Source organism: Hamadaea sp., from assembly GCF_013362815.1.
In the GTDB taxonomy this organism is placed as follows: domain Bacteria; phylum Actinomycetota; class Actinomycetes; order Mycobacteriales; family Micromonosporaceae; genus Hamadaea.
This window is the reverse complement of record NZ_JABFVK010000001.1, coordinates 79,568-103,786: the sequence shown is the minus strand read 5'-3', so window position 1 is coordinate 103,786 and position 24,219 is coordinate 79,568. Positions and strand designations below refer to the sequence as shown.

Sequence of the window (24,219 nt, the reverse complement as noted above, 5' to 3'; positions counted from 1 at the left end):
GGGCCGCTGTGGAGTGGATCACCGCCTTCCTGACCGCCTTCATCCTCATCGTCCCGGTCGAGCTGCCGGACAAGACGTTCGTGGCGACCCTCGTCCTGAGTACGCGCTACCGCCCGCTCCCGGTCTGGCTGGGGGTGAGCGCCGCCTTCGCGGTGCAGTGTGCTGTCGCGGCAGGTGCCGGAGCACTGCTCGCGAGGCTGCCGAAGACCCCCGTGACGCTGTTCGCGGCGTTGATGTTCGCGATCGGCGCGGTGATCTTGTTCCGGGGAGCTCGCAAGGCCGACTCCGAAGAGGCCGAGGCGGAGGCGGAGTACAACGAGAAGATCACTGCACCCCGGACCGGATGGCGGGCCGCGCTGGCGAGCTTCACCGTGCTGTTCGCCGCCGAGTGGGGTGACCTGTCTCAGCTGGCCACGGCGGCTCTCGTCGCACGCGGCGGGCACGCGGTCGCCGTCGGACTCGGTGCCTTCGTCGCCCTGACCACGGTGGCCGGCGCCGCCGTCCTGCTCGGTCGCTGGCTGCTCAAGCGCGTACGCCTGAGCGTCATCCGGTATGTCGGCGCGGGCATCTGTGCGATCTTGGCCACACTCACGGTCGTCTCTCTCGTGTGACCCCGGCGAAACCACGCCTGTCGAGGTGAACGCGGCTCCACGAGCGGTCGTCAACGAACGGGCCGCCGTCAAGTAGCGGCATCCGGGCAGGTAGGCTGGGCGCAGCCCGCACGAGACTGGCAACGTCAAGGAGAACCCCGTGGCTCGCGTCGTGGTAGACGTCATGCTCAAGCCCGAAATTCTGGACCCGCAGGGGCAGGCGGTCGCCAACGCGCTGCCCCGCCTAGGCGTCAGCGACGTCGCCTCGGTACGCATCGGCCGGCGCGTGGAGATCGACTTTTCCGGTGAGGCCGACCTGGACCGGGCCAAGGAGATCGCCGACAAGCTGCTGGCGAACCCGGTGATCGAGGACTACACGGTCCGGGTCGAGCAGTGAAGATCGGAGTCGTGACCTTCCCCGGGTCACTGGACGACGGGGACGCGGCCCGCGCCGCGCGTTACGCCGGAGCCGAGGCGGTCCGCCTGTGGCATGCCGACCCGGATCTGCACGGCGTCGACGCCGTGGTGCTCCCGGGCGGTTTTTCCTACGGCGACTACCTGCGCTGCGGCGCGATCGCCCGGTTCGCGCCCGTGATGGAGACCATCACCAAGGCGGCCAACGACGGCCTGCCGGTCCTGGGCATCTGCAACGGCTTCCAGATTCTGTGCGAGGCGCACCTGCTGCCCGGTGCGCTGACCCGCAACCAGCATCTGCACTTCCGTAATCGCGACCAGCGGATCCAGATCGAGAACACGCAGACCGCCTGGACCCGGGACTTCACCGGCAGTCAGGAGATCGTGATCCCGGTCAAGAACGGCGAGGGCTGCTACGTCGGTTCGCCCGAGCTGCTCGACCAGCTCGAGGCCGACGGCCAGATCGTCGCCCGCTACGTCGGCGAGAACCCGAACGGGTCGATGCGCGACATTGCCGCCGTGCGGAACGAGGCGGGCAACGTCGTCGGCATCATGCCGCACCCCGAGCACGCGATCGACCTGCTGACCGGCCCGTCGACCGACGGACTCGGCTTCTTCACCTCCGTGCTCAAGGCGTACGCGGCGGCCAGTGTTCCGGCGCCCTATCAGCCCGGCGTCGTGCCACCCGCCGAGGACGCACCTGAGGAGGTGGAGGCGTGACCTCCGTCGAGTTGGACTTCGACACCGTCGGCCACGCCGTCGCGACGCCGGCCGAGGAGCAGCCGTACGCCGAACTCGGTCTCCAGGCGGACGAGTACCAGCGCATCCGGCAGATCCTCGGGCGCCGCCCGACGCAGTCCGAGCTGGCGATGTACTCGATCATGTGGAGCGAGCACTGCTCTTACAAGTCGAGCAAGGTCCACCTGAAGCAGTTCGTCGAGAAGAAGCCGGCCAGCGACCGGATGCTGGCGGGGATCGGGGAGAACGCGGGCGTCATCGCGATCACCGACCAGATCGCCGTCACCTTCAAGGTCGAGTCGCACAACCACCCGTCTTACGTCGAGCCCTATCAGGGCGCGGCCACGGGCGTCGGCGGCATCGTCCGGGACATCCTCGCGATGGGCGCGCGCCCGGTGGCGGTCATGGACCCGCTGCGCTTCGGTGCCGCTGACCACCCCGACACCGCCCGGGTCCTGCCCGGCGTCGTCGCGGGCGTCGGCGGCTACGGCAACTGCCTCGGTCTGCCCAACATCGGCGGTGAGGTCGTCTTCGACCCGTCGTACCAGGGCAACCCGCTGGTCAACGCGCTCTGCGTCGGCGTCCTTCCGGCCGACCGGCTGCAGCGCAAGGAGGCCGACGGCCCCGGCAACATCGTCGTCCTGATGGGCGCGAAGACGGGCCGCGACGGCATCGGCGGCGTTTCCGTCCTCGCGAGCGCGACCTTCGACGAAGGCTCCGAGCAGCGTCGCCCGTCGGTCCAGGTGGGCGATCCGTTCACCGAGAAGCTGCTCATCGAGAGCTGCCTCGAGCTGTACAACTCCGACCTCATCGTCGGCGTGCAGGACCTCGGCGGCGCGGGCCTGACCTGCGCCCTCACCGAGACGAGCGCGTCCGCCGGCACCGGCATGGACATCCAGCTGGAGAAGGTGCCGTTGCGGGAGCCGTCGATGACCCCGCACGAGGTCCTCGCCAGCGAGTCGCAGGAGCGGATGCTGCTGATCGTCGAGCCGGCGAAGCTCAACGCCGTGCTCGGCATCGCCCAGCTGTGGGGCGTACTGGCCACTCCGATCGGCGTGGTCACCGCGCCGGACGCTGGTGAGAGCGCCGGGCGGCTGCGCATCACTTGGCACGGCGAGACCGTCGTGGACGTCCCGCCGGGCAGCCTGGTGGACGACGGCCCGGTGTACGCACGACCGCTCAAGGAGCCGAACGACCTGCCGTTGCTGCAGGCCGACCGGGCCGAGACGCTGCCGAAGCCGACGACGGGTGACGACCTGCGCGCCACCGTTCTGCGGATGGTGGCCTCGCCCAACCTCTGCGACAAGAGCTGGGTGACCGAACAGTACGACCGCTACGTGCTCGGCAACACCGTGCTGGCCCAGCCGGAGGACGCGGGGCTGATCCGGCTCGACGAGAACAGCGGTCTCGGCATCGCGATCTCGCTCGACGGCAACTCCCGTTACGCCCGGCTCGACCCGTACGCGGGCGCGCAGCTGGCGCTGGCGGAGGCGTACCGGAACGTGGCGGTCACCGGTGCCGACCCGGTCGCGGTGACGAACTGCCTGAACTTCGGCTCGCCCGAGGACCCGGCGGTCATGTGGCAGTTCGCCGAGGCGGTCCGCGGGCTGGCCGACGGCTGCCTCGAACTCGGCATCCCCGTCACCGGCGGCAACGTCAGCTTCTACAACCAGACCGGTGCGGCCGCCATCCACCCGACGCCGATCGTCGGCGTGCTCGGCGTACACCAGGATGTGACGCAGCGCGTGCCGATGGGCTTCAGCCAGGCGGGCGACCTGGTGTACGTGCTGGGTGAGACGCGCAACGAGCTGTCCGGTTCCGAGTGGGCCTGGGTGGAGCACGAGCACCTCGGCGGTACGCCGCCGCAGGTGGATCTGGCCGGCGAGCGTCGCCTCGGTGACGCGATCGCCCAGGCGGCCGAGCGTGGCCTGATCCGCACCGCGCACGACTTGTCCGATGGCGGTCTGGCTCAGGCGCTCGCGGAGTCGTGCCTGCGCAAGGGCTTCGGCGCGACGATCGAGCTGCCCGCGGAGTGGTCGGCCGGCTCGCAGCCGTTCGTGTTCCTGTTCTCGGAGTCCACCGGCCGCGCGCTGGTCGCGGTGCCGCCGGGCCACGAGATGGCGTTCACCGCGCTGTGCGAGGAGCGGCAGATTCCGCTGACTCGCCTCGGCACGGTGGCCGACGAGGGCGCCGAGCTCACCGTGTCGGGCCAGTTCGCGCTGCCGCTCGACGAGCTGCGCGAGGCCTGGTCGGCGACGCTGCCGAAGCTGTTCGGCTCGACCATCGCCAGCAACGTGGTCCAGGAGGACTGACCCGGATCGACGACGACAGCAGGGCACTCACGGGTGTCCTGCTGTCGGCTTTTGGCCCGAACGTTGACTGCTCGGCCGATTCGTCGGCGACCGCGGGTTTGCGTACCGTGACCGGGTGCGACTCCCGTTTCCGCTCCTGCGTACGTCCGCGCTCGCGGGCGCTCTCGTGGTGACGCTGGTCGCGACCGGCGTCGACGTCCGCTCGGGTGAGCCGGTCTGGGTCAATGGGGCACAGACCGCCGCCGGCTACACCAGCGCCGCGCAAACCGGTGCTGGGCAAGGTCTCGCGGCCCTGCCGGAGGGCACGGTCATCGAGGCGGCGGCGGGCGCGGGGCACGCTTTCGGCTGGCAGACCGCGGGCGGCAAGGGCTCGACCTCGCGCCTGTTCCGCAGCGCCGCTGGTTCCTCGTTTTCCTTCAGTGGTACGCCAAATGCCCTGACCTTGTCGGCCGCCGATTCGACGGCTACTGCGCAGGTGACGTTCACGCCGCCGTCGGGGCGAGTGCTGGAACCGGGTACCTATGCCACCGGCGACCGGTCGGCGCTGGACTGGTCCGGCGAGGGCACCTGCGCTTCGGAGACGCACACCTTCACGATCGCGAAGGTGAGTTGGGCCGCCGACGGCACGACCCTGACCGGCCTGGACGCGACGTTCGCCGGTTCCTGTGGGACCTCGGTCAAGGGCCGCATCCTGATCAACGCGACGAGCCTGCCGACGCCGGCGACCGCCACCGCGACGGCGACGCGAATGGTGGTCCTGAAGACAGCGCGTACGCAGAAGAGCACGAAGGTAGCCATCACCGGCAATGTGGTGTGCGCCGGAACAGCCCGGATCATGCTGGACGGACGGGTGCTCGCGGGCAGCCGCCCAATTGCCTTCACCGCAATCGTCGACTGCACTCCGGGCGCCACGGTCAGCTGGTACGCCACCAGCACGGCGACGGTCGGAGTGCTACCTGCCAAGGCGGACTACTGGGTGTCCGGGACGGTTCTCGACGGCTTCTACCGCTACTCCGGCGACATGCTGACCAAGGACAAGAAGGTCGCCGTCTCCAGCGCCGCCACTTTGCCCCGTAAGTAGGACTCCGCCGGGTCGGCGGCTGCTCTAGCATGCTGCGAGATCATCTCCTGCAATCGAGGACCGCATGCGACTTCTCCGGCCACGACTCGTGCCCCTCATCGGCACCGTTCTCGGCATCATCCTGAGTTCAGCCCTTGTCATCGCGCCGCCGGCGAAGGCGTACGCGACCACAGGGAGCTTCCAGCTCACCGGGAACACCACCGTCGCCGGCTCCGGTCTGTATCGGTCCACCGAGCTGGGCGATCGGTTCTCGATCTGGACGACCCGCGAGAACTACGCCGACGACCACAACGTGACGATCGGCGTAATGCGGCCGGATAACAGCTTCCAGGAGATTCACCTGCGTGGGCCGAACAACGGCGCGGACCTAGCCGTGGGCAATTACCAGAACAACGGCTACTTTTCGGGTTCGCCGGTGGACCCTGGGCTCGGCATCGAGACTTCCGTGGCGCGCCTGCCGAGCTGGTTCACGATCAATCGCATCGACATCGCCGCCGACCACACCGTCCAGGCGATCGACGTCACCTTCGTGAACTACTACGCGAGCGGCCTCGCCGATTTCGGTCGCCTGGTCATCAACTATGACCCGATCGCCGCGCAGCCCGCCGCAGTCGGCGCGGTCAGCATGGGCAGTGGCTTCTACCGTTCTGACATCGGGAATTCCGTCTTCGCGATCGCCTCGGTCGACGGAATCTACGCAGGGGGGTCCGCGTCCTCTACCGGGGGCAATGGCGTCAAGTTCAGCGCTGGAGCCGGCAAAACGTTGGGGGTCGGCACCTATAAGCTGGGTGACGGATCTGCGCTCGGTATACCTGCGATGTCGTCCTGCTTCTTCGGGCAGTCGCACGAATTCACCATCAGCCAGCTTTCGCTCGCGGCCGACGGTTCGGTCGCGAAGCTCGACGCTACCTACGCCGCAACGTGCGAGGACAGGTCAGTGCAGGGTCGCGTCCTGATCGGCTTCTCGGACCTGCCCGCGGTGGCGACCGCGACGGTGATGTACCGGACCGCATATGTCAGCACGACGAAGTCCGGTGGTTCGGTGGTGCACTTCAAGGGCGTCGTGAGCTGCACCGCCCCCACCACGATCCGGATCAGCGGCGGGGCCCAGATCGACGTCTCGAGTACGCTCTCGGAGAGCCACACGTTCAAGACGGTCGTGGTAGCGGGGTGCGGCCCGGTGGAAGGACTTCCGTGGTCCGCAACGGTGTCTTACACCGGGAAACCAGTCGTCGGATCGGCCGCGCACGTATGGGCGACCTACTCCCTCGTCGACCCCTTCTACCTGTGCACCGTCGGGAACGAAGGCCCCTTCAGCCTGGTCAGGCTGACCGCGACCGGCCCGCTTCCTCGGCGCTGACCCACCGGCCGGTACGCAGGAAGGAGCGCAGCGCCTCTTCGTGCGGAGCCAGGTCGAGGCCGGCGTCGCGTACCCAGGCGTCGGAGTAGTAGGTGTTGACGTAACGCTCGCCGCCGTCGCAGAGCAGCGTGACGACCGAACCGCGTTCTCCGGCGGCCACCATGGCCGCGATCAGGCTGAACGCGCCCCACAGGTTGGTTCCGGTGGAGCCGCCGACCCGGCGCCCGAGCAGATCGGCGCCGACTCGCATGGCGGCGAGCGACGCGGCATCCGGTACGGCGATCATCCGGTCGACAACCGAGGGCTGGAACGAGAGTTCCACCCGGGGCCGGCCGATGCCCTCGATACGAGAGCCTCGCCCGGTCGTGGTCGTCCAGTCGGACTGTTTCCAGGCGGGATAGAACGCCGAGTTCTCGGGGTCGACGACGCAGACCTTCGTGCAGTGCTGCTGATAGCGGACGTAGCGCCCGATCGTCGCAGACGTGCCACCCGTGCCGGCTCCGACGACTATCCACGCGGGCACCGGGTGCGTCTCCCGCTCCATCTGCTGGAAGATCGACTCCGCGATGTTGTTGTTGCCTCGCCAGTCGGTGGCGCGTTCGGCGTACGTGAACTGGTCCATGAAGTGGCCGCCACGCTCTTCGGTCAGCCGGTGCGCCTCGGCCACGACCTGCGCCGGATCGTCCACCAGGTGGCATTGGCCGCCATGGAACTCGATCAGTGAGATCTTCTCCTTGCTGGTGGAGGCCGGCATCACCGCGACGAACGGCAGGCCGAGCATGCGCGCGAAGTACGCCTCACTCACCGCCGTCGAGCCCGAGGACGCCTCGACGATGGTGGTGCCCGGCCGGATCCATCCGTTGCAGAGCGCGTAAAGGAACAGTGACCGCGCGAGCCGGTGCTTCAGCGACCCCGTCGGATGCACCGACTCGTCTTTCAAGTAGAGGTCCACGCCCCAGGAGAGGGGAAGCGGGAAGGGCAGCAGATGTGTGTCGGCGGACCTGTTCGCATCGGCCGCGACCTTGCCGATCGCTTCTGTCACCCACGCGCGGTCGCTGTCACAACAACGGTCTAGCTGCTCCATCTCGCCACCCTATCCACCTTGTGACCATGGTGACGATTCCTGGGTATCTCCCACCGAACTAGCCTTGGATGCGGCAATATACGAATGAGGTTCGCAAATAGTACAAGACAATTGCGGCGAATCTGACGAATCCGCAGTTTCAGGGATAACTATCTCTGACGGTGCTCTAATGGACGTACGTCCACACGGGGCCGAGTCCATCGGGCTGGATCCATGGAGGCTCCGTCGACGCTAGGAGGTGGGTGTGGACACGGGAGATCGCCTGCTGACACCGGGTGAGGTGGCGGCGTTGTTCCGGGTGGACCCGAAGACGGTGACGCGCTGGGCCGCCGCCGGGCGGATCGGCAGCATCCGGACTCCGGGTGGTCACCGACGGTTCCGGGAGTCTGAGGTGCGCGCCCTCCTCGAAGGCGAGGGCGAGTTCGCCGAGGCGGCCGGGGCAGCCGGAACCGGCGGCCACCCGACGGACACCTACGAACGACGTCCGTCCTACTGATCGGGTTACGGCCAAGCTGATCGGCTGTGGGCCAAGGCCTCCATGGTGCGAAGATCCACTATGGAGGCCCGGGTCCCGGTGCGCGGCCACGGAGTCGTAGGCTGTCGCGGACGAAACCCCATCAGACGAGAACGGGTGGTGATGGTCGCGCCATGCCCGCGAACCGTCGAGCCGCCCAGCTTCAAGAGGCCACCTGCGAGGCCATCATCAACGCGGTGCGCCGGCATCTGCCGAAGAGCGCGTACCGCGAATTCACTCTCTGGGCGTTTTCCTCGAGCAATCCGCGCCGTCACGAGTATCTGCAAGTCACCGGTCTGACCCAACTCGTCACGATGAACGTGACGCTGGTCGGCGGGCTCGTCGACGCGGCCGGATGGCCGGTCGTCGAGCGGAAACTGGCGCTGATGAACGCGTACCAGTATTTCGAGACGATCGCCGACAACGTCGCGATGGGGCTGGGAGCGCCCGTTCTCAGCGAGGCCGGCCGGGAACGGCTGGAACTGGTCACCGCCTTCAATCGCGCCATGATCCAGGTGCTGTCGTCCGGCCGAGGCACGCCTGCGGTACTGCTGCTCAGTGGGCATCCGCAACGCATCGCCCGGCGGGCCTCCGCCTTCGACCTCAGCCTGTCGGCGGTCAAGCACGCGGGAATCGCCGAAGAGTACGCCCGGCACCGAGCCGGTGAATCGCTGAATCTGCCCGGCGAAGTCGAATTCGGGCTCTGGGGCGCGCTCGTCGCCGACATCGAGACCTGCCGTGACGTCGCCGACGCGATGGACGGCAGTCCGGTCGGCGAACTCATCCGGGACGGGTTGGTGAGCCGTTATCGGGCGGTGGACCGGACACTGCGAGCCCCGAGCCTGGCCCGGATGGAGCTCGCCTCCCTCGGCGCTCATTCGATCCTGGTCGCGCCGACTCTCGCGTACGGCATAGGAGTTCTCGCGGAGGCCGTGCGCGCGGACGAGGCGTTGCCGGCGGTGGTCTCGGATGGTTTGCTCACGGACGTCCTGTTCGACGCGGCCTTGTTGGTACGCCTGCAGAACGATGTGGGCACGCGTCTGCTCCGGATGGCCGGCGTGCAGCAGGCGGCGCTGGTGCACCGGCTGACCCGGCGCGCGGTCGAACGCCGCAAGACGCTGGCCGCCGACGCGCTCGCGCTGCTGGTCGAGGAGGCGCAGACCGAAGCGGCGCTGACCCGGCTGCACAAGGACATCGCCAATGAGGAGGTCAATGTGGCGCTGTGGCACGCGCGCCGGGCGGCCGACACCGACGGTGCCCTGCGGGCGTTCGGGGAGAGCCTCGGTTATCTGGCCGACCTCTACACGCAGCACTACGGGCGGCTGACCGCCGGGCTGTCGGCGCTCGACGAGCGGCTCGGGGACCGCCGCGTGAGCACGGTGATCGAGCGGTTCGTGAAGTTCCATGAGCGCATGTACGCCCACCGCTACACCGAGAAATACGGCGAGTACGCGATCTAGAAGGCCTTCGGCAGTCGGCTGAAGTAGTACCGCGCGACGGCTCGCAACAACGGCTGGAGAAGCGGTCCGAAGAGGCGGAAGTGGCCGGCCCCGGCGACCGTGGCGCGCATGGCGAACCGCGTACGCGAAGAGCCCAGCGGGGTCAGCTCGTAGACCGCCTCGAACGGCGTGTTCGACGTGACCGTACGCAGTTCGAGCCGGGTCGGCGGCTGGTACGCGGCGACGGCGAGGTGGTTGTAGAACGGCAGGCCGAGCAGGCGACCGCGTTGCTCGTATTCCGTGCCGACGCCGCCGTCCCCGGCGAGGAGCTTCACTTCGCGTACGCCCCGCCACCAGCGAACGTCGTTGCGAGGATCGGAGACGAGCGCGAACACCTCTGTCACGGGGCGCGCGACATCGACGCTGGTCTCCACCACGAACATGACCTTGACGCTAGGCCGGGCGCAGATCAAGGTCAACGGTCGTTAGGCTGGAATCGTGCGGCGAGAACCGTGGATCGTGGGCGTGTCAGGCGCGTCGGGTACGCCCTACGCCGCCGCCGTCCTGCGTGGCCTGTTCGACGCCGGAGAACCCGTCGACCTCGTGGTCTCCCGGGCGGCCCGGTTGACCCTGCTGGACGAGACGGGCCGGTCGTTCCGGGACGCCCATTGGGCGCACGATCTGGCCGAATGGCTCGGTACGCCGATCGACGGGGCGGACCTCAAGTTCTGGCCGGCCGGTGACCTCGCGGCCGGGCCGAGCAGCGGTTCGTATCCGGCCCGGGGAATGATCGTCGTCCCCGCTTCGACCGCGGCGTGCGCGGGGATCGCGCTGGGGCTGTCGAAGGATCTCCTCCAGCGGGCTGCCGAGGTGAACCTCAAGGAACGCCGCCGGGTGGTGATCGTACCTCGGGAGACCCCGGTGACCCGCTCCCACCTGCTCCACCTGGTCGAACTGATCGACGCCGGAGCCGTCGTGCTACCCGCGAGCCCCGGCTTCTACGGTTCGGGCGCCGACGCCACCGCCCAGCAACTCGTCGACTTCGTCGCGGGCAAGGTGCTGGACGCGGTCGGAGTCAAGCACACGCTGCTGACCCGCTGGACCGGCGAACTCGGCGCCCGCTGACGCACTTTCATGGGCTGCTGCGGTCAGAGCAGGGCGATGACGGCGAAGGCGAACAGCGCGATCCCGACGAAGCCGTTGGACGTGAAGAACGCCCGGTTCACCTTGGACAGGTCGGTCGGAGTCACGATGACGTGCTGGTACGCGAACGCGACCGCGGTCAGGGTCAGCCCGACCCACCAGGGCCAGCCGAAGCCGACCCAGAAGCCGAAGATCACGAACAGCGCGAACGTCACGAGATGCGTCACGGTGGAGATCCGCAGCGCGGCCGCCACCCCATACCGGGCGGGGACGCTGCGTACGCCGATCTGGCGGTCCACTTCGGCGTCCTGGCAGGCGTAGATCAGATCGAAACCGCCGATCCACAGGCCGACTGCCGCGCCGAGCAGCCACGCCGGACCGCTGCCGGCGAACGTGCCCGTCACGGCGAGCCACCCGCCGACCGGCCCGACCGCCTGGGCGATCGCCAGCACCGCGTGCGGCCAATCGGTGAAGCGCTTGGCGTACGGGTAGACGACGAGCGGGATCACCGCGAGTGGCGACAGCACCAGGCAGAGCGGGTTGAGCGCCGCGGCCGCGCCGAGAAACACGAGCAGGGCGACGATCGCGCCGGTCCAGGCGGTGCGCACGCTCACCGCCCCCGTGACCAATTCACGCTTGGCGGTACGCGGATTGCGCGCGTCGATGTGCCGGTCGATGATCCGGTTGGCCGCCATGGCGAAGGTACGCGCGCCGACCATCGCGATCGTGATCAGCACCAGCGTCAGCCAGCTGAACTGGTCGAAGCGACTCATGGCGGTGAGCGCCGACAGGTATGCGAACGGCAGGGCGAAGACGGAATGCTCGATCATGACGAGCCGCAGGAACGCCTTCACAGGCCGTACTCCTTCCAGCGCTTGCTGACCTTGGCGACCACCTCGGGCGACATGACCGCCTCGGCCGGCCAGCCGCGGTGGTAGCCCTCGCTCGGGAGTTTGCGAGTGGCGTCGACGCCCGCCTTGCCACCCCAGAACTGCTGGTAGGAGGCGTGGTCGAGGTGATCGACCGGGCCTTGGGTGACCACCAGGTCGTGGGCGTAGTCGACGTTGCCGAAGGCGCGGAACGCCACCTCGTTCAGGTCCCGGGGGTCGCAGTCGTCGTCGACGACCACGATGAGCTTCGTCAGCGAGAGCAGGTGCGCGCCCCAGATCGCGTTCATGACCTTCTGGGCGTGCTTGGGATAGCGCTTGTTGATGGCGACCACGAGGCAGTTGTGGAAGACGCCGGGCTCTGGCATGTGGTAGTCCACGATGTCCGGCACCAGGATCTTGATGAGTGGCAGGAAGATGCGCTCGGTGGCGCGGCCGATCGGCCCGTCTTCCTGCGGCGGCTTGCTCGTGATGATCGAGTGGTAGACCGGGTCGCGCCGCATCGTCATGGCCTCGACGTGCAGCACCGGGAACTGCTCGACCGGCGTGTAGAAGCCGGTGTGATCGCCGAACGGACCCTCCGCGTGGCGCTCGCCGGGCTCGACGTACCCCTCGAGGATGATCTGCGCTTGCGCCGGGACCTGCAACGGGACGGTCAGGGCATCGACCAGCTCGACCCGCTCGCCGCGAAGGAACCCCGCGAACAAGTACTCGTCGATGTCCCCCGGAAGGGGAGCGGTGGCGGCGTACGAGACGATCGGGTCGCAGCCGATCGCGATGGCCACCGGCAGTCGCTGCCCGAGTCGCTCGGCGACGGCGTGATGGGCGGTCGAGTCCTTGTGGATCTGCCAATGCATACCCAGCGTGTTCCGGGAGTGCTGCTGCAGCCGGTAGAGGCCGAGGTTGCGCTTGCCGGACTCCGGGTGCTTGGTGTGAGTGAGCCCGTAGTTGTGGAAGATCCCGCCGTCGTCGGGCCAGGTGACCAGGCCCGGGAGCAGGTTCAGATCCACGTCCGGTCCCTTGAGGACGACCTCCTGACACGGGGCCGACTTGACCTTCTTCGGCGGCAGGCTCTTGAGTTGCATCACCTTGCCGAGGCCGTCCATGATCCCGGAGAAGCCCTGGGGCAGCTCGGGCTTGGCCAGCTCGCCGATCCGCGCGCCGATCTCGTCGAAGTCTTCGACGCCGAGCGCCATCGCCATCCGGCGGTCGCTGCCGAAGAGGTTGATCGCGACCGGCATGTCCCCCCGGGTCGGGCGCTCGAAGAGCAGCGCGGGTCCCTTGGCCCGGACGGTGCGGGTGACGATCTCGCTGATCTCCAGGGTGGGATCCACCGGGACGGTCACCCGGTGCAACTCACCGGCCTTCTCCAGAGCGGCGAGGAACTCGCGCAGGTCGGTGAAGGGGAAGCGCGGTGCGGCCATGGCGCAATCCTGCCACCACGGCTCCGGCTACCCGCAGTCGCCCGCCGACCAGGTGTCGAACCGCGTACGCCAATTGACGCAGTACGCGGCGGTGCCTTCGCCGGTGGTGGACGGCACGGTGTCGTCCCGCCAGAACTGGGCCTGCCCCGCGGGCACCGCCTTGACCTGCACGTTGTCGAAGGAGACCGACGGCACCGAGTAGCTCGCCGGGGCTGACTGCACTCCTGGCGGCTCGCCCGAGAGGCTCCCCGGCTGAGCGTCCGAATAGACCTCGACGTACTGCTCGACCTGTGCCGAGTCGGTCAACGGCAGGCGTTGCGAGGCGAGCAGGTGCCACTTGTCGCCCCACCACAACCAGGCCCGCCATTCGTTGGCGAGCTGGCCGGAGTCGGGCCCGGACTCCAGGTAGATCCACACCTGGTCGCCGCTATGGATCTTGTAGTCCTCGAAGAAGGTCCACGAGTTTCGGTTCGTGTCGTAGGTGTAGATCCGCTGCCGGCCACCGCCGCTCCACCCGGTCTCCGCCCAGCCCGCCTCCAGCCAGCTGGTGTGGCCGTCGCCGGCGTCCCGGCGCGCCATGAACCGGGCGGCGGTGAAGTCGAGCGTGTCGGGGCGTACCGCCGGATCCCGGACGGTGATCCGGCCCAGTACGCCGGACCACGTTCCGGTGCTGGTCGCCCCCAGATGACTGTAGGAACCGGCGCTCCGCAGGCCGCTGGGCAACGGCGCCACGCGTACGCGTTGAACACTGGTCGCCCGGGCGCGGCAGGCGTCTCCCGTCAGGCTGGGCGGCTCGGCCGGTGGCATGTCGGACGGCTTGGCGCCGGGCCGGCACAGCGGCAGCCGGCTCGCCGGGTCGTCGTTGTACGCAGCCCAGCCTGAACTGGCGATCAGGACAGTGACCAGGGCGATTCTCGGCAGCCAGCGCAACGTCACAACCGAGCAACTCGACCGCGACGGACCCGGTGACGGTCACCCACCCTGATAGGTGCCGTGGGCGGCTCATCTATCTCGTCATGATCATCGCGTTATCCGGGAAAACGTCCCCTCAAAACGCCGCGAGGCCGCGCTATCCCGGGATAACGCGGCCTCGCGGTAACGCCCAACGAAGGTTAAGAAACCCCGGCGTAGCTGTGCAGCCCAGTGAAGAAGAAGTTCACGCCGAACAGGTTCATCAGCATGGTGAGGAAGCCGAGAACGGCGATCCACATCACGACCCGCCGGTTGACGCTGGGCGTGCTGCGAGCGTGCAGATAACCGGCGTACACAACCCAGGAGATGAAGGCCCAGGTCTCCTTGGGGTCCCAGCCCCAGTACCGGCCCCACGCCGCTTCGGCCCAGACGGCGCCGGCGGCGACACCGAAGGTGAACAGCGGGAACGCGAACGCGTGGAGCCGGAAGGTGAGCCGTTCCAGCGCCTCGGCGTTGGGCAGCCGAGCGCCCAGAGTGTAGGGGAACCGGACGCGGCCGTCGTCGTGGCCGTTGCGGACGAGGAACATCGCCGCCGGGACGAAGCCGACGAGCAGCAGGCCGGAGGCGGTGACTACCGAGGTCACGTGGATGACGAACCAGTAGGACTGCAACGCCGGGACCAGCGGGCTGATCTGCGTGTAGAGCACGAGGCCGGCGAAGCCGAGCAGCAGGATCTGGACGACCGTCAGCGGCAGCCCCAGCAGGCGCAGCTTCGGCAGCTGCACCATCACCCCCAGCCAGGCGACGCCGCCGACCAGGGTGACCGCCAGGACGAACTCGTACATGTTGCCCCATGGCATCCGGCCGGCGGCGAGTCCTCGCGTAGCGACCGTTCCCAGGTGCAGCAGCACGGCCAGCCCAGTCGCGTAGACGGCCCAGCCGCCGAGGCGCGTACCGAGATCAGGTCCGGCGGGGATGTCCGGCTCGGCGGGAACGGCGACCGGCGGGCCGCCGGCTCCGACCAGCTCGCGCGCCGGAGCGGCGGCGGTGGCCGCGCGTCGCTTCCCCGCGAGCGAGTACTCCGAGGCGTGGAGGATCATCGCGACCAGGTAGCCCAGGATCGCGAAGACGAGCAGGTTATCGGAGAGCGTCGACAGGTTCACGGGTGTCGTCTCCCATCTCGGTGATGCCTAGTTTGGCGATGACCCCGGCGAACTCGGCGGCGAAGCCCGGGTATTCGGAGCGTGGAAGGCCGCCTACCTCCAGCAGATTAGTCCCGTCGCCGGCCGGGGTGAGCCGGACCCAGACCCGCCGCCGCTTGCCGCTCAGCGTGAGCATCAGCCCGCCGAGCACGAACAGGATGCTGACCAGCACCACCGGCTCGCCCGGGTCGTGTCGCAGGGACACGGTGATGAACGGGCGCGTACCGAGGAACTCCAGCTTCGAGCCGTCCTCCAGGGTCCAGCTCCCGCCCTTCTCCAGCGACTTGCCCTCGCCGATCTGCTTGAGCTTGCCGGCGGCGACCTGCTTCTGGTTGAGCTGGTAGACCGAGCTGGGCACACCCTGGTCGAGGCCGAGATCGCCCTGGTAGAAGGTCAGCACCAGGCGCGGGTTGCGTTCCTCCGGGTAGATCGAGCGCGCGGCCATGCCGGACTCCGGCGCGGTCGGCACGTAGAGCCCGGAGAAGGCGACCTGCTTGGTCCGGTCGGGCTTGCCCGTCTTCGGGTCGGCGTTCGCGTCCGGGAAGGTGGCCACGCCTTCACTGGTCAGCGTCTGCTGATCGATCGGCAGGAACGGCACGACCGCGGTCTGCACGCGTCCGTTGGTGTCGGTGTAGCGCAGGATCGCGGCGTACCCGTGACCGAGGAGGTAGACGTTGGCGTCGCCGAGGCGCAGCGGGTGGTTGACCGAGAACTCCTTGGTCTCGGTCTTCTCGCCGCTCACCTCGACCGTCGCGCCGTAGGACTTCGCCTGGCCGTTGTCCAGGTAGGACGCCTGGAAGCCGGTCAGCTCCAGGCAGTATTTCGGCAGGGCCGAGGCGCTCACGCCGGTGCCCGGGTTGTACTCGTCGAACTGCTGCGGGGTCGTGCAGAAGGCCTGTTCCGGACCCTGCACCAGCAGCCGGTTGGCATGCCAGCCCTGCATCGAGCCCAGCGCGACGCCGACCAGCACCCCGATCAGGGCGGTGTGGAAGACGAGGTTGCCGGTCTCCTTCAGGAAACCGCGTTCCGCCGCGACGGTCACCGTGCCGTCGGGCTGCTCGCGGGTCACCGTCCGCCAGCCGCGCAGGCCCGCGGCCACTTCAGCAGCTCCGAGGGCAGTCCGGCCCTGGTGATGCGCGGGCAGGCGCTCCATCCGCTTCGGCGCATCTGGTACGCGACGAAGCAGCGCGCGCAGATGGTCACGCGTACGCGGCAGGATGCAGCCGATCAGCGAGGTGAACAGCAGCAGGTAGATCGCGGCGAACCACGGGGACCGGAAGACGTCGAAGCCGCCGAGCTTGTCGATGACCGGAGCGAGATCCGGATGCTTGACGAAGTACTGGTTGATCTTCTCCGGATTCACGCCCTGCTGCGGCAGGATCGAGCCGGGGATGGAGGCGACCGCCAGCAGGAAGAGCAGCACCAACGCCGTACGCATGCTGGTGAGCTGCCGCCAGGCGACCCGGAGTTTGGCGACGGCGAAGCCGAGGATCGCTTTCACAGGCTCACCGATCCCGCGCCGACGGTGGCGCGCAGCCAGATGATGAAGTCGCCCCAGGCCCCGGTGACCAGAGCCAGCCCGACGATGATCAGCAGTATGCCGCCGATCCGGGTGACCCAGTGGGAGTTGCGCCGGATCGCCTTGACCACCCCGGCCAGCCGGCGCATGCCGAGGCCGAGCGCGAGGAACGGCGCCCCGATCCCGATGCAGTACGCCGTCGCCAGGGCCGCCGCGCGTACCGGCTGGCCGCTCGACGTGCCGAGCATCATCACCGCCCCGAGCGTCGGCCCGATGCAGGGGATCCAGCTCAAGGCGAAGACCGCGCCGAAGACGGGAGCGCCCCAGAGGCCCGCCTGAGGCAGGCGGTGGATGCGTACCTCGCGTTGCAGGCCGGGAACCCAGCCGAGCATCGCGACGCCGAAGACGATGATGAGCGCTCCGGCCACGATCTCCAGGGTGCGGGCGTTGCTGATCAGCTCCCCGCCGAACCGCGCCGCGAGCACGGTGGTGGTGATGAAGACGACGCCGAACCCGGCGGTGAACAGAGCCGTCCCCGCCAGTACGCGACCCCGCCGGCGCGGGCCCTCCTGCTCACCCAGCGCGGCCGAGAGATCGGCCCCGACCAGACCGGTCACGTACGACAGGTAGCCCGGCACGAGCGGCAGCACACAGGGCGACAGGAAGCTGACCAGCCCGGCGACCGCGGCGAAGAGTAGTGCGAAGACGAGCGGACCACTCGTCGCCATGTTCTCGAAGGCGTCACCCACTGGAACCCGCCTTCTCGGCCACCACCGCCTCGACAACCTCCCGCAGTTCGGCCGCGCGAATGTCTCGGCGCGTGATCGAAGCGATCCGGCCCTGCTGGTCGATGACCAGGGTGGACGGAATCGCCGACGGGGGGACGTCGGAGAAGCCCAGCGCGATCTTGCCGGCCGGGTCGAAGATGCTCGGATAAGTGGCGCGACCCGAGTGGAACGCGATCGCCTTGTCCTTCTCGTCACGGATGTTGATCCCGACGAACTGCACGCCGGACGCCTTGGACGACTGCCAGACCTCTTCGAGGTCGGCCGCCTCGGCGCGGCAGGGCGCACACCAGCTCGCCCAGAAGTTCACGACGACGACCTTGCCCTTGTACGCCGACAAGTCGAAACTGCCGCCGCCGAGGAGGTCGCCCGTGACGGTGGGGGCCGTCTTCCGCTTCGCCGCCTCGATCAGGCCGCTCTGCGTACCACTCTGATCTTGATTGGAACAAGCGGCCAGGGTGACCGCGGCGAGCACGCCGAGCACCGCGGACCTGCGGGTAAGACCCATGCTTACGCTCCTAGGCCTTTACCGGGCCCGAGATGCGCGGCGGGCTCGGAATAGTCGATGCCGACCAGGCTGGTGCCCTCGTAGCGGAACGAGGTGAGGCTGGCCAGAGCACATTGACGCTTGCGCGGATCGTGCCAGAGTGGCCGGCCGGTGAGGAACAGCCGCAGCTCCCAGATCGGCAGTTGATGCGAGACGGCCAGGGCCTCGTGCCCCCGGGCCGCGTCGCGGATGTCGTGCAGCGCGTCGCGCATGCGCTGGGCGATGTGCTTGTACGGTTCGCCCCAGCTGGGCCGGAACGGGTTGATCAGCTTTGGCCACGTACGCGGGCCGAAGCCGACCGACCGGCCTTCGAACCAGTTCTCGCTCTCGATCAGCCGCAGATCGGTCTCGATCGGCAGGCCCAGCGCGGTGGCGCTGGGCTGCGCGGTCTGGACGGCGCGGTCGAGCGGGCTGCTGACGACGTGCGTGATGTCCCGTCCCACCAGCGACTTCGCAACCGCCTCGGCCATCTGCTCGCCGAGCGTGCTGAGCTTGAAGCCCGGCAGTCGCCCGTAGAGGACGCCCGTCGGGTTGTGCACCTCCCCATGACGCAGGAAGTGAACCGTCGTTCGCTCGGTCATCGCGCGCTCGCGGCTGCCGCCGCCGCCAGCGGCAGCGCCTTGTCGATCACCTCGAACGCGTCGTCGTCGATCGCCGTCGAGACGAACCACGCCTCGAACGCGCTCGGCGGCAGGTAGACGCCGTTGTCGAGCATGGTGTGGAAGAACGCGCGGAAGGCGGCGACGTCCTGCGTCTTCGCCTGGTCGTAGTTCACGACTGAAGTGTCGGTGAAGAAGACTGAGAACATGCTGCCAGCCGTGGCCAGCGTATGCGGCACTCCGGCCTTGCTCAGCGCCTCGGTCGCGAGGGTGCTGATCTTCTCGGCCGTCGCGTTGAGTTTCGCGTACGCGTCGTCGGTCGCCAGGCGCAGGCTGGTCAGCCCGGCCGCGCAGGCCAGCGGGTTCCCCGACAGCGTGCCGGCCTGATACACCGGACCGGCCGGGGCCAGCCGCCCCATGATCTCCGTACGCCCGCCGAACGCCGCCGCCGGCAGCCCGCCGCCCATGACCTTGCCGAAGGTCCAGAGGTCGGCGTCGGCCGGATCGAGTCCCTGCCAGCCACTGCGGGAGACCCGGAATCCGGTCATCACCTCGTCGACGATGAGCAGCGCTCCGTAGCGGTGCGCGATGTCGGCCAAGCCCTGGTTGAACCCGGGCAGCGGGGCGACGACGCCCATGTTCCCGGCGGCCGCCTCGGTGATGATCGCGGCGATCTCGTCGCCGTGCGCGGCGAAGGCAGCCTCGACGGCGGGCAGGTCGTTGTAGGGCAGCACGATCGTCTCGGCCGCTGACGCCCCGGTCACTCCGGGCGAGTCGGGTACGGCTGAATCACCCGCATGGGCCAGCGTCGCGATGCCGGAGCCGGCCGCGGCCAGCAGCGCGTCGACGTGGCCGTGATAGCACCCGGCGAACTTCACGATCTTCGTACGCCCGGTGAACCCACGGGCCAGCCGGATCGCCGACATGGTCGCCTCGGTGCCCGAGTTGACCAGCCGAATCTGTTCGATCGCCGTACGCCCGACCAGCTCCTCGGCCAGCTCGACCTCACCCGGCGTCGGAGTGCCGAAGCTCGTCCCCTTCGCGGCGGCGGCCTGCACCGCGGCGATGACCTCAGGGTGGGCGTGCCCGTGGATCAGCGGACCCCACGAGCAGACGAGGTCGACATAACGGTTGCCGTCGGCGTCGGTGAGCCAAGCCCCCCGGCCCTCGACCATGAAGCGCGGAGTCCCGCCGACCGCCCGGAAGGCGCGAACGGGGGAGTTGACCCCGCCGGGCACGATGGCCGAGGCGCGGTCGAAGAGGGCCTGGGAAGCGGGTACGTCGATCACAGCGCGCCTATTCTCGCACTGCCGCCGCGCGCACCTCACATCCGCCCCGCGTTGTGGCGTACGCCCCTCCCGGGCCGCTGGCCGGTTAGCTGCAGATCACGGTTATGCATGCTTCCCGCGGCGGAAATGGCATGCGTAACCGTGATCCGCAGGCATCCCGGACGCGGGAGGTGTCCCCGAGGCGCAGACAGCCGCGCCGCCCAGCCGAGGGGGTTGGCGGGCGGCGCGGCGGGCTCGGTCAGGCGTACAAGCGCTCCAGGCCGATGATTCGGCGGAGTTCGGCCGGGGCGGACAGCACGGTGACCTCACCGCCGCGACCCATGAGCACGTCGCGGCACGTTTCGAGGACCGCCCGGATCACCTCGCCGGGAAGGTGGGCGGGCAGGGCGGCGTAGCCCACTCCGGTGCCGAGGCTCGCCCGGAACGCGAGGGGTGCGTTGGCCGCGTCGCGCATGGCGTACGCCACAGACGCGAGCGCGTCGGCCGGCGCGTCCAGCCGGACGGCGACGTCGTCACCCCGCCAGGGGTAGCGCGCCCAGCCCTCGGGGGCGACGTCGTGGAAACCGGTCTTGGGCCCGAACGCGTCGGCGAGTTCCCCGGCGCGATCGGTGGCACTGGCGACCGAGCCCTCCACCAGCACCGTCAGCGTGCCGACGTGACTGATCCGGGACAGTGATCGGGCCGGGAGGTCGAGTTCGATCGCGGTGGGAGCCGAGCAGCACGCCTCCATCCGGGCGAGGAGCTCGCTGATCTCCAGTGGAGACGCCACGTCGTGAGAGACGTAGCGGCTGGCCGGAGGCATCGGCTGCACCGGCAGCGTCGCGCTGACCAGTACGCCGGTCGTCAGCCAGCGGCGGTCGGCCGGGTCCGGGTGGCGCTCGGCCGACTCCGGGTGCGCCGGGCCGGTGGTGGGATCGGGGTCGCCGAGCGCGATGAGCGAACCGCCGGCGCGGACGCCCCAGGCACCCCGCAGCTGTTCACTCGGACGGCCGAATTTCATCGCGAGCGGACCGAGCTCGTCGGTGGCCAGAATGCCGCCAACCGTCGCTCCGGGTGACCGGGGATCGAGCGCCAACCGCAATCCGTATGCGGCGAGCCGAATCTGCGCCACTTGCAGCGGCACCCCGGCGCCGACCGTCACGACCGGGCTGCCCGGCTCGTAATGCCAGGCGCTCAGGTCGCCGGTGCTGAGTGTTATGTCTACATCAGAGGGCTCGGTAAACCAGGCCGATTTGGTCGCGGCGCCCCGAGGGCGTACCTCGCGACCCTTCTCGGCGGCGAACCTGAGCACGGTCGCGACCTCGTCGAGGCGCTGCGGACGGGCGGTCCACCGGCCGGTGCCGATCGGAGCCCGGATCGGCACAGTGCCCTCCAGAGCGCGAGCTGCCGCGAGCGTACGCGGAATGGGTATCATCTGCCCGCCTCACTGGGAGCTGATGGCTGCGAAACGGGGAGTTTTCCCTCGTTACCGCATTTGGTACCGCATTAGAACAACCGTTCGATATTTTAGACCTTCACTCGACCGGGCGCAATACAGCCAGTGGGTCGGTAACCTCACCGTGTGACCAACGCTCCTACTCAGATCTCTACTCTCTCGATCAAGCCGCCGGTGGCGAAGCGAGCCGCGCACATCCGCCGGCACCACGGCGACGAGGTGGTCGACGAGTACGCCTGGCTGCTGGACAAGGAAGACCCGGACACCATCGCGTACCTCGAGGCGGAGAACGCCTACACCGAGCAGCGCACCGCCGGTCAGAAGGCGCTCCAGGAGACGGTGTTCGCCGAGATCAAGCGCCGGACCCAGGAGACCGACCTCTCGGTGCCGGTCCGCAAGGGCGGCTACTGGTACTACACGCGTCAGGAGGAAGGCAAGCAGTACGGCATCCACTGCCGGGTTGCAGCCACCTCGGACGATCCGACGCCGCCGGAGAGCGACGGCGAGCCACTGCCGGGCGAGGAGGTGCTGCTCGACGGCAACCAGCTGGCGGAAGGACACGAGTTCTTCCAGCTCGGCGCGCTCGACGTCGCCCCCGGCGGGCGGCTGCTCGCGTACTCGACGGATTTCACGGGTGACGAGCGCTTCACCTTGCGCGTCAAGGATCTGGTGACCGGCGAAGACCTGGGTGATGTTCTCGAGGACGTGTTCTACGGCGTGGCCTGGTCCGCGGACGCCGGGACGCTGCTCTACCTCACCGTGGACGAGGCCTGGCGGCCGAATCGCGTGTGGCGGCACCGGCTGGGCACGGACCGCGCGGAAGACGCGCTGGTCCTGGAGGAGGCCGACGAGCGGTTCTGGCTCGGCGCGGAGCTGTCACGCTCCGAGGAGTTCCTGGTCATCGAGGCGCACAGCAAGGTCACGAGCGAGGCCTGGCTCATCCCGGCCCACGACCCCACGGCCGCGCCCCGCTCGGTCCGCGCCCGGGTCCAGGGCGTGGAGTACACAGTGGAGCCCGACGGCGACCGGCTGCTCGTGCTCCACAACGAGGGCGCGGAGGACTTCGAGCTCGCGACGGCGCCGATCGACGCTCCCGCTCAGTGGGCCCCGCTCATCGTGCACAACCGAGGGGTACGCCTGGAGGCGGTCGACGCGTTCGCGACGCACATCGTGGTATCCCTGCGCCGCAACGGTTTGACCGGGCTGCGGGTACTGCCGAAGGAGGGCGCCGCGTTCGACGTCGCGTTCCCCGAGCCGCTCTACACCGTCGGACTGGGCGACAACCCCGACTACCTGACCCGGGCCGTCCGGCTGGGATATTCCTCCCTGGTCACGCCGAACTCGGTCTACGACTACCTGCTGGACGCGCCGACCGGTGACGAGTTGGTGCTGCGCAAGCGCAAGCCGGTGCTCGGCGGATTCGACCCGGCCGACTACGAGCAGCACCGCGAGTGGGCGGTGGCCGACGACGGCACCCGGGTGCCGATCTCGCTGGTCTGCCGCGCCGGTACGCCGCGCGACGGTTCGGCGCCCTGCGTGCTCTACGGCTACGGCTCGTACGAGACGAGCATGGACCCCTGGTTCTCGATCCCGCGACTGTCCCTCGTGGACCGCGGTGTCGTCTTCGCGGTCGCGCACATCCGGGGCGGCGGCGAACTCGGCCGGCGTTGGTACGAGGAGGGCAAGCTCACCGCGAAGAAGAACACCTTCACCGACTTCGCGGCGGCGGCCCGGCATCTCCAGAAGAGCGGCTGGACCAGTCCGGATCGGACGGTGGCCCGCGGTGGATCGGCCGGTGGCCTGCTCGTCGGGGCGGTCGCCAACCTCGCGCCCGAGCTGTTCGCCGGGATCGTCGCGCAGGTGCCGTTCGTCGACGCGCTGAACACGATCCTGCGGCCGGACCTGCCGCTCACCGTCACCGAGTGGGAGGAGTGGGGCAACCCGCTGGAGTCCCCCGAGGTGTACGCGTACATGAAGAGCTATTCGCCGTACGAGAACGTCCGGGCGCAGCACTATCCGGCGATCCTCGCGATGGGCGGGCTCAACGACACCCGCGTCCTCTACCACGAGCCGGCGAAGTGGATCGCCCGCCTGCGCGTGACCGCACCGGACGGCGACTACCTGCTCAAGACCGAGATGGGGGCGGGGCACGGCGGCCCGTCCGGGCGGTATGACGCCTGGAAGGAAGAGGCCTTCATCGTGGCGTGGGTTCTCACCCTCGTCGGCTCCAGTTAGCCCTTCAGCAGCAGCCGCCTGTTGCGCTGGATCAGGGATGCGCCTGTCGCGCTGGATCAGGGATGTGGGTCGAATCTTGCGGCAAGATTCCACCCACATCCCTGATCTCGTTGGGGCGCGCTCGGGTCAGTCGTCGTCGTCCCGGCGCCGGCGACGGCGGCGCGAGCTGCTGCGGGAACCGCTACGGCGGAACCGCGGCACGTACTCCAGCTCGTAGTCGCCGGTCCGCCGACGGTAGCGGCGGTACTGCCGCCGGGGGCCGAACTCGGAGTACATGATGGCGGTCGCCGCACCGAAGATGACGTACGCCCCGAGCACGATCAGCCCGTTCTTGCCCATGTCCAGCAGCGATCCGCCGCGGATCTGGAGCACGATGAGCTGCAGGACGAGGTACCAGACGGTGCCGAAGACGAGCCCCACACCGGCAGCTGGGATCAGCTGACCCGTGACGAACCGTCCGATGAAGATTCCGAAGACCGCGCCGGCGAACCCGCAGACGAACAGGGCGACCACGAAGTCGTTCTGAGTCGACTCCTGCCCCACGAGACGGCCGTAGGCCTGCAACTCGTCGAGGAAGAAAAGGACGGCGGCGAGCACCACGCCGCCGAGCACGCCCCCGATGACGCCGGCGCCGAGCCGGCTGATCACGTTGACGCGAGGGACGTATCCGTCACTCATATCGGTTTGCGCTCCCAGCTAAGAGGGGTGTG

Annotated in this window: 23 protein-coding genes; 10 read left to right on the top strand and 13 right to left on the bottom strand. The window is 68.8% G+C overall.

Features of this window, described 5'->3' with window-relative positions; translation table 11 throughout:
* The first annotated feature begins 8 nt into the window (after window positions 1–8).
* The 6 genes from HOV77_RS00535 (at window position 9) to HOV77_RS00510 (ending at window position 6,495) form a co-directional block, all read left to right on the top strand.
* On the top strand, window positions 9–611 hold the full coding sequence (locus HOV77_RS00535) for a TMEM165/GDT1 family protein (protein ID WP_290855840.1): 603 nt from the start codon (window positions 9–11) through the stop codon (window positions 609–611).
* A gap of 139 nt (window positions 612–750) precedes the next feature.
* Complete coding sequence (purS, locus tag HOV77_RS00530; protein ID WP_253758909.1) at window positions 751–987, top strand: phosphoribosylformylglycinamidine synthase subunit PurS; 237 nt, start codon at window positions 751–753, stop codon at window positions 985–987.
* Window positions 984–1,724: a phosphoribosylformylglycinamidine synthase subunit PurQ gene (gene purQ / locus HOV77_RS00525; RefSeq protein ID WP_290855836.1), complete on the top strand. Its 741-nt coding sequence runs from the start codon at window positions 984–986 to the stop codon at window positions 1,722–1,724. Before purS ends, purQ begins: the two co-directional genes overlap by 4 nt.
* Window positions 1,725–1,735: 11 nt before the next feature.
* Window positions 1,736–4,054, top strand: a complete 2,319-nt coding sequence (gene purL / locus HOV77_RS00520) for a phosphoribosylformylglycinamidine synthase subunit PurL (protein WP_290856149.1) — start codon at window positions 1,736–1,738, stop codon at window positions 4,052–4,054.
* A 115-nt stretch (window positions 4,055–4,169) separates the two neighbouring features.
* Window positions 4,170–5,135, top strand: coding sequence for a hypothetical protein (locus tag HOV77_RS00515; RefSeq protein WP_290855834.1), 966 nt, complete (start codon window positions 4,170–4,172; stop codon window positions 5,133–5,135).
* Between the two features lie 64 nt (window positions 5,136–5,199).
* Window positions 5,200–6,495 (top strand): hypothetical protein, encoded by a 1,296-nt coding sequence (locus tag HOV77_RS00510; RefSeq protein WP_290855832.1) that lies wholly within the window; start codon window positions 5,200–5,202, stop codon window positions 6,493–6,495.
* Here HOV77_RS00510 and HOV77_RS00505 read toward each other — a convergent pair.
* Window positions 6,458–7,579, bottom strand: coding sequence for a PLP-dependent cysteine synthase family protein (locus HOV77_RS00505; RefSeq protein WP_290855829.1), 1,122 nt, complete (start codon window positions 7,577–7,579; stop codon window positions 6,458–6,460). The two genes, HOV77_RS00510 and HOV77_RS00505, sit on opposite strands and share 38 nt — an antisense overlap.
* Before the next feature lie 244 nt (window positions 7,580–7,823).
* Here HOV77_RS00505 and HOV77_RS00500 point away from each other — a divergent pair, with 244 nt between their 5' ends.
* Together HOV77_RS00500 and HOV77_RS00495 are read left to right on the top strand one after the other, a co-directional pair.
* Window positions 7,824–8,075 carry a BldC family transcriptional regulator gene (locus tag HOV77_RS00500; RefSeq protein WP_290855827.1) on the top strand — a complete coding sequence of 84 codons (252 nt, stop codon included), beginning with the start codon at window positions 7,824–7,826 and terminating at the stop codon, window positions 8,073–8,075.
* A 152-nt stretch (window positions 8,076–8,227) separates the two neighbouring features.
* Complete coding sequence (locus tag HOV77_RS00495; RefSeq protein WP_290855825.1) at window positions 8,228–9,553, top strand: hypothetical protein; 1,326 nt, start codon at window positions 8,228–8,230, stop codon at window positions 9,551–9,553.
* Here HOV77_RS00495 and HOV77_RS00490 read toward each other — a convergent pair.
* The gene (locus tag HOV77_RS00490; RefSeq protein ID WP_290855822.1) at window positions 9,550–9,975 is read right to left on the bottom strand and encodes an SRPBCC family protein; all 426 of its coding nucleotides are present in this window, start codon (window positions 9,973–9,975) and stop codon (window positions 9,550–9,552) included. The two genes, HOV77_RS00495 and HOV77_RS00490, sit on opposite strands and share 4 nt — an antisense overlap.
* Before the next feature lie 55 nt (window positions 9,976–10,030).
* Here HOV77_RS00490 and HOV77_RS00485 point away from each other — a divergent pair, with 55 nt between their 5' ends.
* Window positions 10,031–10,657: a UbiX family flavin prenyltransferase gene (locus HOV77_RS00485; RefSeq protein ID WP_290855820.1), complete on the top strand. Its 627-nt coding sequence runs from the start codon at window positions 10,031–10,033 to the stop codon at window positions 10,655–10,657.
* A gap of 23 nt (window positions 10,658–10,680) precedes the next feature.
* Here the strand turns inward: HOV77_RS00485 and mqnP are convergent, their stop codons facing one another.
* The 10 genes from mqnP to HOV77_RS00435 all read right to left on the bottom strand — a co-directional run bounded on the left by mqnP (window position 10,681) and on the right by HOV77_RS00435 (window position 21,253).
* Complete coding sequence (mqnP, locus tag HOV77_RS00480) at window positions 10,681–11,505, bottom strand: menaquinone biosynthesis prenyltransferase MqnP (RefSeq protein WP_290856141.1); 825 nt, start codon at window positions 11,503–11,505, stop codon at window positions 10,681–10,683.
* A gap of 20 nt (window positions 11,506–11,525) precedes the next feature.
* Window positions 11,526–12,986: a menaquinone biosynthesis decarboxylase gene (locus HOV77_RS00475; RefSeq protein ID WP_290855817.1), complete on the bottom strand. Its 1,461-nt coding sequence runs from the start codon at window positions 12,984–12,986 to the stop codon at window positions 11,526–11,528.
* Between the two features lie 27 nt (window positions 12,987–13,013).
* Window positions 13,014–13,922 carry a hypothetical protein gene (locus HOV77_RS00470; RefSeq protein ID WP_290855815.1) on the bottom strand — a complete coding sequence of 303 codons (909 nt, stop codon included), beginning with the start codon at window positions 13,920–13,922 and terminating at the stop codon, window positions 13,014–13,016.
* Between the two features lie 176 nt (window positions 13,923–14,098).
* Window positions 14,099–15,055 carry a c-type cytochrome biogenesis protein CcsB gene (gene ccsB, locus HOV77_RS00465; RefSeq protein ID WP_290856138.1) on the bottom strand — a complete coding sequence of 319 codons (957 nt, stop codon included), beginning with the start codon at window positions 15,053–15,055 and terminating at the stop codon, window positions 14,099–14,101.
* On the bottom strand, window positions 15,036–16,601 hold the full coding sequence (locus HOV77_RS00460; protein WP_290855812.1) for a cytochrome c biogenesis protein ResB: 1,566 nt from the start codon (window positions 16,599–16,601) through the stop codon (window positions 15,036–15,038). The genes ccsB and HOV77_RS00460 overlap by 20 nt, the downstream gene beginning before the upstream one ends.
* The gene (locus HOV77_RS00455) at window positions 16,598–17,368 is read right to left on the bottom strand and encodes a cytochrome c biogenesis protein CcdA (RefSeq protein ID WP_290855809.1); all 771 of its coding nucleotides are present in this window, start codon (window positions 17,366–17,368) and stop codon (window positions 16,598–16,600) included. The genes HOV77_RS00460 and HOV77_RS00455 overlap by 4 nt, the downstream gene beginning before the upstream one ends.
* Window positions 17,361–17,912 (bottom strand): TlpA disulfide reductase family protein, encoded by a 552-nt coding sequence (locus tag HOV77_RS00450; protein WP_290855806.1) that lies wholly within the window; start codon window positions 17,910–17,912, stop codon window positions 17,361–17,363. Before HOV77_RS00450 ends, HOV77_RS00455 begins: the two co-directional genes overlap by 8 nt.
* Window positions 17,913–17,914: 2 nt before the next feature.
* Window positions 17,915–18,532: a histidine phosphatase family protein gene (locus HOV77_RS00445; RefSeq protein WP_290855803.1), complete on the bottom strand. Its 618-nt coding sequence runs from the start codon at window positions 18,530–18,532 to the stop codon at window positions 17,915–17,917.
* Window positions 18,529–19,839, bottom strand: coding sequence for a glutamate-1-semialdehyde 2,1-aminomutase (gene hemL, locus HOV77_RS00440; protein WP_290855801.1), 1,311 nt, complete (start codon window positions 19,837–19,839; stop codon window positions 18,529–18,531). Before hemL ends, HOV77_RS00445 begins: the two co-directional genes overlap by 4 nt.
* Before the next feature lie 238 nt (window positions 19,840–20,077).
* Window positions 20,078–21,253, bottom strand: a complete 1,176-nt coding sequence (locus HOV77_RS00435) for an FAD-binding oxidoreductase (RefSeq protein WP_290855799.1) — start codon at window positions 21,251–21,253, stop codon at window positions 20,078–20,080.
* Between the two features lie 183 nt (window positions 21,254–21,436).
* Between HOV77_RS00435 and HOV77_RS00430 the strand changes: the two genes are divergently transcribed.
* Complete coding sequence (locus HOV77_RS00430) at window positions 21,437–23,509, top strand: S9 family peptidase (protein WP_290856135.1); 2,073 nt, start codon at window positions 21,437–21,439, stop codon at window positions 23,507–23,509.
* A gap of 126 nt (window positions 23,510–23,635) precedes the next feature.
* Here the strand turns inward: HOV77_RS00430 and HOV77_RS00425 are convergent, their stop codons facing one another.
* Window positions 23,636–24,187, bottom strand: a complete 552-nt coding sequence (locus HOV77_RS00425; protein ID WP_290855797.1) for a hypothetical protein — start codon at window positions 24,185–24,187, stop codon at window positions 23,636–23,638.
* Between the last annotated feature and the right edge of the window lie 32 nt (window positions 24,188–24,219).